The organism is Ruegeria sp. BHSB058 (genome assembly GCF_059613285.1).
This window is the reverse complement of record NZ_JBXWSF010000134.1, coordinates 1-5,522: the sequence shown is the minus strand read 5'-3', so window position 1 is coordinate 5,522 and position 5,522 is coordinate 1. Positions and strand designations below refer to the sequence as shown.

Here is a 5,522-nt window from a genome sequence, read left to right as displayed (position 1 = left end):
CTTGCATGCTTCTGTTGAGATAGGGCAGGAGATCTCTGAGGAGCACTACAAACCGGTTGCCGCAGCTATTCGGTTTGCCGAGGCAATGCGCAAGAAGGCAAAAGGACGGGCATGAAGAAACTGCAACAGATGAAGAAGGCGGAAACTGCCAGCCACGCGCTGTATTTGCTTGAACTGGAAAAGATTCGGCCCGTGCTGGAAGAAGAACAGAAATCATTGCGCCAGTTAGAGCGCCTTGATGCGCAAAAGGCGGAAGTTAGAGAGACGCGGTTTCATATATCGGATTACCGTGCCATAGGTGCCGATCTGCTTTGGACAGGTTGGGAATCAAGGACGCGGCGAAAGTTGAATATGGACTTGGCGCGTACCAGGGCAAAAAAATTGGCCGCGTTGGATCAATTGCGCGACGCAATCGGGAAGAAAGAAGTTCTGGCAGAGCTCAACCAAAAAAAGGAACGAGAACTGAGGCAGTCTCGACAAACCAAGCAGTTTGAAGAGCTTGTCCAGTATGAGTTGATTAAGAGGAAAGCTTTGGAATAGGACACATTACTCAACGTTCAGCTATCCTGCCGGGCGATGCTCGTGATCAATACTCGGGATACATCATTGCCAAAATTCTTCTTGGCTGCGACCAGCAACGTGTTCTTGAGTTGGTCAAGATTTCTGGACTCCGTAAAGGTTCCGTCAAACCCGCCCTTGTTTGAGAAATCGAAAAGAATCTGCAGAAACCCGTCCCTCAGTTGGGGTTCTAGGGCATAGAGTTTTTCGCTGATACCAGGCCGGGCTTCAAGACTAAGAGAAATCGTAACCAAGGCAGAAATCCTGTCCCTCTCTACTACCGGAACGACGAACTGCTTGGTCAGCTTCAAGTATTCGGCTTCGCCAGCAACACTGTGTTCGTTTTTGAACGAAATCTTTTCTTGTGTGTGTTTTGAGCGATCAGACTCAGGAGCAGGATCGCGACTCGCACGAGTTGCCTCTTTTGGCGCGCCGCCATGAGTTGGGGAACCCAAGATCAAGCCGGCACCAGCGCCCGCACCAAGCCCTGCGAGGAGGAAAACGATAGGCAGAAATTTTTTGATCATTCGTTGCCTCAGAATGGAAGTAATGTGTCCAGGATTTGCTGACCATATCGCGGTTGCTGGACGTCGGTAATTTGTCCGCGACCTCCATAAGAAACCCGCGCTGATGCAATCTTGTCGTAAGTAATTTCGTTCTGGCGAGAGATGTCTTCGGGGCGGACAAAACCCGAGACCAGCAACTCGCGCATTTCAAAGTTCACTCGCAGCTCTTGGGAACCGGTTATTGACAGAACTCCGTTGGGAAGTACGTCGACAACTGTAGCCGCCACTCGCAAAGTCAGTTTCTCTTTCCGTTTGATCGACCCCTTTCCCTTGGTCGAACTTTCGGAGTCGACTGACACCGCCTCGTCGAAGGAAAAGCCGTCTGGTAACTTGTCTGTCGCTCTTTGCGGCAATCCTAAAAGCTGTGGAACAGCCAAGCTTTCGGACCCGGTTCGAGACCGGTTCGTGTCGTTGGAAATCTCGGCTTTTTCGTCGATTTCAATGACCACTGTAAGAATGTCTCCCTTTTTCATGGCACGCTGATCGCCAAGCAAAGAGCTTTGCCCCCCACTCCAAAGCGAAGACCGGTCGACCGACCTTTGGGGGTGACTATGTGTCGGTAGACCTGGCCACAACATCGCCACATGTTCAGGAGTTTCATTTGAGGACGTGAAGCTGGGTGGTTTGCCAAGGTGGTCCAATCGACCACAGGCCGAGACAGCCAGAGCGGAAAACAGAATGATTGTGCAAGAAGGGTGGATGCCCATTATTTTACCTCAATTCTTCCGTCTGGTCGAACCAGACCGCTTAACGTTGTTCGGGATGATAAATTCATGACGCGGATGACTTCGCCTGCGGCCCCGCGACCAAGCGCCCGCCCGTCAGCACTGATGGAAAGAGCTCCGCGATCGAAAACGATAGTTACCAGATCGTTGCGGTCAACGATGGCTGGCGGGCCGATATCGGCAATACGGATAGGACGGCCGGGATATAGGGCCACCCGCGCCTCTTTGCCGATCGCTTCGGAGGGGCTGGTGATCATTCCATCGACTTCACCAGGTCGTGTCGCGAGATCATCCATCTGGATGATCTGTTTGGCCCGGATCGTTCGTGTGGGAGCCACGGTGTCGGCCAAACCGATTTTGGCAAGGGAGAGCGCCAATAAAAGAATGAGGTTTCGCATCAGCGCACCTGGGTGGTCGCGCCCATCATCTGGTCGACTGCAGAGATTACCTTGGCATTCATCTCATATCCACGTTGCGCTTCGATCAGTTCTGTGACCTCTCGCACAGCGTCAACGGAACTATCCTCGAGATACCCCTGCCGCAACGTGCCTAGCCCATCCTCACCGGGCACGCCGATGACAGGTGCACCTGAGGCTTCGGTTTCTCGAAAAAGGTTGCTTCCGAGCGCTTCAAGTCCTTTGGCGTTTGAGAAACTGGCAAGCGTGAACTCTCCCAGTAGCTGAGCTTCGGTAGAGTCGTCGAAATAGGCATAGACTTGTCCGGAAGGATTGATGGAAATCGAACGGGCGTCGCTTGGAATTGTGATATCTGACGATATCGCGAACCCGTCGGATGTGACAATCAACCCTTCGGCAGATCGTTTCAAACTGCCATCCCGCGTATATGCTGATTGGCCGTTTGGCAGTGTCACCTCAAGATACCCGTTTCCGTCGATGGCAATGTCCAGATCGCTGCCTGTCGCGGACAATGTTCCTTGAGCCAGTTCAACCGTCACTGCGGCAGGCTTTACGCCGAGGCCAAGCTGGATGCCTGTCGGCAGAACCGTGCCATCCGCTGCATTCACGGTGCCGGCCCGTGCCATCTGCTGATAGTGAAGATCCGAAAACTCGGCCCGCCGCGCATTGTAGCCTGTGGTGTTCATATTGGCGAGGTTGTTAGAGATTGTCTCAACCCGCATTTGTTGTGCGGTCATGCCGGTGGCCGCGATTTTCAAGGCGCGCATAGAATTTTTCTCCTTGTAGGGTTCAACGCATCAGGGTTTTGATTGCGCCGCGAACGCGTTCGTCTTCGGTTTCGAGAAAACTCTGCCCTAGTTCATAGGCGCGCTGGACTTCTATCAGGCGGGTTATCTGCTCTATAGCATTGACGTTTGAACCTTCGAGAAATCCGTGGAGGATTCTTGACTCGTTAACGAGCTCCACTTCCCCTTCAACTTTGAATGTCACGCTCCCTTCGCGCGACATGGTGGCCGGACTCGTCGCCCGGTAAACTCCGATTTGTGCCAGAGGCTGTCCGTTGACACTGAGAGTTCCGTCATTTCCCACGCTGATCGAGGCTGCATCAGGAGGTATGAAAATCGGCGCGCCGTTGATATCTAAAACTCGACCACCGTTGATCGAAACAAGATCGCCCTCGGCGTTCGGAGAAAAACCTCCGGCGCGGGTCAGGCGTGTGCCCGATTGCGTCTCCACCATAAAGAATCCCTCGCCGTCGATTGCAAAGTCAAATTGCCCATCGGTTCTGGTCAGGACGCCCGGATTTGTTGCTGTGCTATGAGCCTGTGCACGAGCCATTGATGTTGACGGATAGCGACCGCCACTGTGAACGTACTCCGAAAACACGAGACCCTGCTGCCGGTACCCGGTAGTGTTCGCATTTGCGATGTTGTTTGCAACAATGCGGGTTTCATTCATCAAACCGGATTGCCGGGACAGGATGACATACGATGTGTCCATCAATAACCTCCCGAGATAAGGGGAACTAGGGTAGCTTGAAAAAACGACACGAGCGTTTGGGTCATGAACCCCATCGAGACCCAGAACACTGCCACAATAGCGATAAGCTTCGGGACAAAAGTCAGCGTCATTTCCTGAATGGAGGTCAACGCCTGAAACAGGCCAACAGTGAGGCCAGTAACCAGTGCGACTGCAAGAATGGGCACGGAAGTGATGACCGCTATCCAAAGTGCCTGACGCACGATGTCGAAAAACAACCCTTCGCTTAGCATGGATTAAACCGGCATGCGCAGAATTTCCTGATAGGCTTCGACAACCTTGTTGCGAACCGTTACTGCGGTTTCGACTGCCAGTTCAGTTTGCGCCAGCGCCTGAACTAGCGAATGCGGATCAACCTGTCCCACCATGGAGGATTGGACCAGCTCTTCACTATGTTTCAAAGCGGTGGCGAAATCCAAACCCGCCTTGTGCAGGTTTTGGGCGGCACTGTCTTGAGTCAAGTCGGGTCGTGTTGCTGGGCGGGCCGAGGCGTAGTTTTGTGCTGCTGTAGAGGTGAGGATATCCATTCTGGCTGTCCTTTATTTTCGTAACAAATCCATCAGGCTAGCCGACATCTGTCGGGCCTGGTCGAATAACTTGAGGTTGGCCTCATAGCTGCGTTGAGCTTCGCGGGCGTCGGCGACTTCAATCATCAGATCGACATTCGAACCCTCATAGTGGCCGGTTTCATCCGCCATAGGGTGGCCGGGATCGAAAACGCGACTGAGGTCGCGGCGATCAAGGCGAACGCGACCTGCTTGGACGAGGCTGCCTGCATCCGAATTTACTGTCTCAAACGGAATGGTCTTGCGGCGATATCCGGGTGTGTCGGCGTTCGAGATGTTCTCTGAAACGTGTCGCAACCGAGTTGCCTGTGCGCGCAATGCGCTGGCCGAAGTGGCGAGGGATTTTGAAAACTCACTCATTGTCCACCCCAGCCTCACGATTTTCCGAGGCTGATGCGCAACACGTTGAGAGAAGACCGATAAATGGCCAGAGCCCGGTCGTGTTGCCGCTTGATATCTACGGCCTTTAACATCTCTTCTTCGATCGAAACGTTGTTGCCGTTCAGTTCCTCTGGTCCGTTGGCCAGAGTCTCCGGCCAGGTGTAGTTGTCGGAGTCTTGACCATTCAAATGGAGCGCTCGACTCGCCCGCATCTCGACGCCTGAGGACGACTGTTCGAACACCTTTTCGAATGCTTGAATATCGCGGGCCTGGTATCCGGGCGTATCAGCATTCGCCATATTACGAGCAGTGACAGATTGCCGTTGCCCGGCATGCGTTGCCATTGCGTACGCTGTCTTAAAGACGTTCAGATCAGTGAACATCGGGGTTTCTCCCTCGATCAATTTCAATCAAGGCTTAACCCCGATTCCTTTAGAAACCGTTGTCGAGCACCAGAGGAGCAAATTTCGATGCATGCACCTGAACCAAGGATGTTGGACGCAGAGTTCAAGGAACTGAGCTATGTACGTCACGTGGGGCGGGTAATCAGTGTTGCACGCGGTGTCATCGACATTAAGAATATTGCGAACTCGGCAAGCGTTGGTGATCGGCTCTGTGTACAGCGCAAATCCGGGCCGCCCTTGACGGGGGAAGTCCTTTATGTCGGGCGTGATACGTGTCACATGTTGCCGGATGCCGCGCCTGAGGGGGTTAGCCTTGGCGATCGAGTTTCGCTGAAACCCGCCAAGTCATTTGCGCCGGGCCAGCACT

10 protein-coding genes and 2 pseudogenes are annotated in these 5,522 nt (G+C 53.5%); 3 read left to right on the top strand and 9 right to left on the bottom strand.

The genetic code is table 11. The features are described from left to right. Together AC2FNB_RS20285 and AC2FNB_RS20280 are read left to right on the top strand one after the other, a co-directional pair. A pseudogene (locus tag AC2FNB_RS20285) lies at positions 1-115 on the top strand (flagellar biosynthesis protein FlhB); the annotation flags it as partial. Continuing rightward, positions 112-540, top strand: coding sequence for a hypothetical protein (locus AC2FNB_RS20280; RefSeq protein WP_496748584.1), 429 nt, complete (start codon positions 112-114; stop codon positions 538-540). The pseudogene AC2FNB_RS20285 and the gene AC2FNB_RS20280, both read left to right, overlap by 4 nt. A 17-nt stretch (positions 541-557) precedes the next feature. Here AC2FNB_RS20280 and AC2FNB_RS20275 read toward each other — a convergent pair whose 3' ends face one another. Genes AC2FNB_RS20275 through AC2FNB_RS20235 form a run of 9 tightly spaced genes read right to left on the bottom strand, consistent with a single transcriptional unit; the run spans position 558 to position 5,134 of the window. Further along, positions 558-1,085, bottom strand: a complete 528-nt coding sequence (locus tag AC2FNB_RS20275) for a flagellar basal body-associated FliL family protein (protein WP_496748583.1) — start codon at positions 1,083-1,085, stop codon at positions 558-560. Positions 1,086-1,093: 8 nt separating this feature from the next. Further along, positions 1,094-1,831 (bottom strand): flagellar basal body L-ring protein FlgH, encoded by a 738-nt coding sequence (flgH, locus tag AC2FNB_RS20270; protein ID WP_496748582.1) that lies wholly within the window; start codon positions 1,829-1,831, stop codon positions 1,094-1,096. Further along, positions 1,831-2,247, bottom strand: coding sequence for a flagellar basal body P-ring formation chaperone FlgA (gene flgA, locus AC2FNB_RS20265; RefSeq protein ID WP_496748581.1), 417 nt, complete (start codon positions 2,245-2,247; stop codon positions 1,831-1,833). The genes flgH and flgA overlap by 1 nt, the downstream gene beginning before the upstream one ends. Beyond that, positions 2,247-3,032 (bottom strand): flagellar basal-body rod protein FlgG, encoded by a 786-nt coding sequence (gene flgG / locus AC2FNB_RS20260; RefSeq protein WP_496748580.1) that lies wholly within the window; start codon positions 3,030-3,032, stop codon positions 2,247-2,249. The genes flgA and flgG overlap by 1 nt, the downstream gene beginning before the upstream one ends. 22 nt (positions 3,033-3,054) lie before the next feature. Beyond that, positions 3,055-3,765, bottom strand: a complete 711-nt coding sequence (locus AC2FNB_RS20255) for a flagellar hook-basal body complex protein (RefSeq protein WP_480751611.1) — start codon at positions 3,763-3,765, stop codon at positions 3,055-3,057. Further along, positions 3,765-4,037, bottom strand: a complete 273-nt coding sequence (locus AC2FNB_RS20250) for a flagellar biosynthetic protein FliQ (RefSeq protein ID WP_480751613.1) — start codon at positions 4,035-4,037, stop codon at positions 3,765-3,767. The genes AC2FNB_RS20255 and AC2FNB_RS20250 overlap by 1 nt, the downstream gene beginning before the upstream one ends. 3 nt (positions 4,038-4,040) lie before the next feature. Next, positions 4,041-4,331: a flagellar hook-basal body complex protein FliE gene (fliE, locus tag AC2FNB_RS20245; protein ID WP_496748579.1), complete on the bottom strand. Its 291-nt coding sequence runs from the start codon at positions 4,329-4,331 to the stop codon at positions 4,041-4,043. 12 nt (positions 4,332-4,343) lie between these two features. After that, positions 4,344-4,730 carry a flagellar basal body rod protein FlgC gene (gene flgC / locus AC2FNB_RS20240; protein ID WP_480751616.1) on the bottom strand — a complete coding sequence of 129 codons (387 nt, stop codon included), beginning with the start codon at positions 4,728-4,730 and terminating at the stop codon, positions 4,344-4,346. A gap of 14 nt (positions 4,731-4,744) precedes the next feature. After that, positions 4,745-5,134 carry a FlgB family protein gene (locus tag AC2FNB_RS20235; RefSeq protein ID WP_496748578.1) on the bottom strand — a complete coding sequence of 130 codons (390 nt, stop codon included), beginning with the start codon at positions 5,132-5,134 and terminating at the stop codon, positions 4,745-4,747. A gap of 87 nt (positions 5,135-5,221) precedes the next feature. Here AC2FNB_RS20235 and fliI point away from each other — a divergent pair. After that, positions 5,222-5,522: pseudogene (gene fliI / locus AC2FNB_RS20230) on the top strand (flagellum-specific ATP synthase FliI); the annotation flags it as partial.

What these genes read in the sequence shown, in the direction of transcription:
- flgH (WP_496748582.1), bottom strand. Translation starts at nt 1,831, where the DNA reads ATGGGCATCCACCCTTCTTGCACAATCATTCTGTTTTCCGCTCTGGCT.
- AC2FNB_RS20275 (WP_496748583.1), bottom strand. Translation starts at nt 1,085, where the DNA reads ATGATCAAAAAATTTCTGCCTATCGTTTTCCTCCTCGCAGGGCTTGGT.
- AC2FNB_RS20255 (WP_480751611.1), bottom strand. Translation starts at nt 3,765, where the DNA reads ATGGACACATCGTATGTCATCCTGTCCCGGCAATCCGGTTTGATGAAT.
- flgA (WP_496748581.1), bottom strand. Translation starts at nt 2,247, where the DNA reads ATGCGAAACCTCATTCTTTTATTGGCGCTCTCCCTTGCCAAAATCGGT.
- fliE (WP_496748579.1), bottom strand. Translation starts at nt 4,331, where the DNA reads ATGGATATCCTCACCTCTACAGCAGCACAAAACTACGCCTCGGCCCGC.
- flgC (WP_480751616.1), bottom strand. Translation starts at nt 4,730, where the DNA reads ATGAGTGAGTTTTCAAAATCCCTCGCCACTTCGGCCAGCGCATTGCGC.
- AC2FNB_RS20235 (WP_496748578.1), bottom strand. Translation starts at nt 5,134, where the DNA reads ATGTTCACTGATCTGAACGTCTTTAAGACAGCGTACGCAATGGCAACG.
- AC2FNB_RS20250 (WP_480751613.1), bottom strand. Translation starts at nt 4,037, where the DNA reads ATGCTAAGCGAAGGGTTGTTTTTCGACATCGTGCGTCAGGCACTTTGG.
- AC2FNB_RS20280 (WP_496748584.1), top strand. Translation starts at nt 112, where the DNA reads ATGAAGAAACTGCAACAGATGAAGAAGGCGGAAACTGCCAGCCACGCG.
- flgG (WP_496748580.1), bottom strand. Translation starts at nt 3,032, where the DNA reads ATGCGCGCCTTGAAAATCGCGGCCACCGGCATGACCGCACAACAAATG.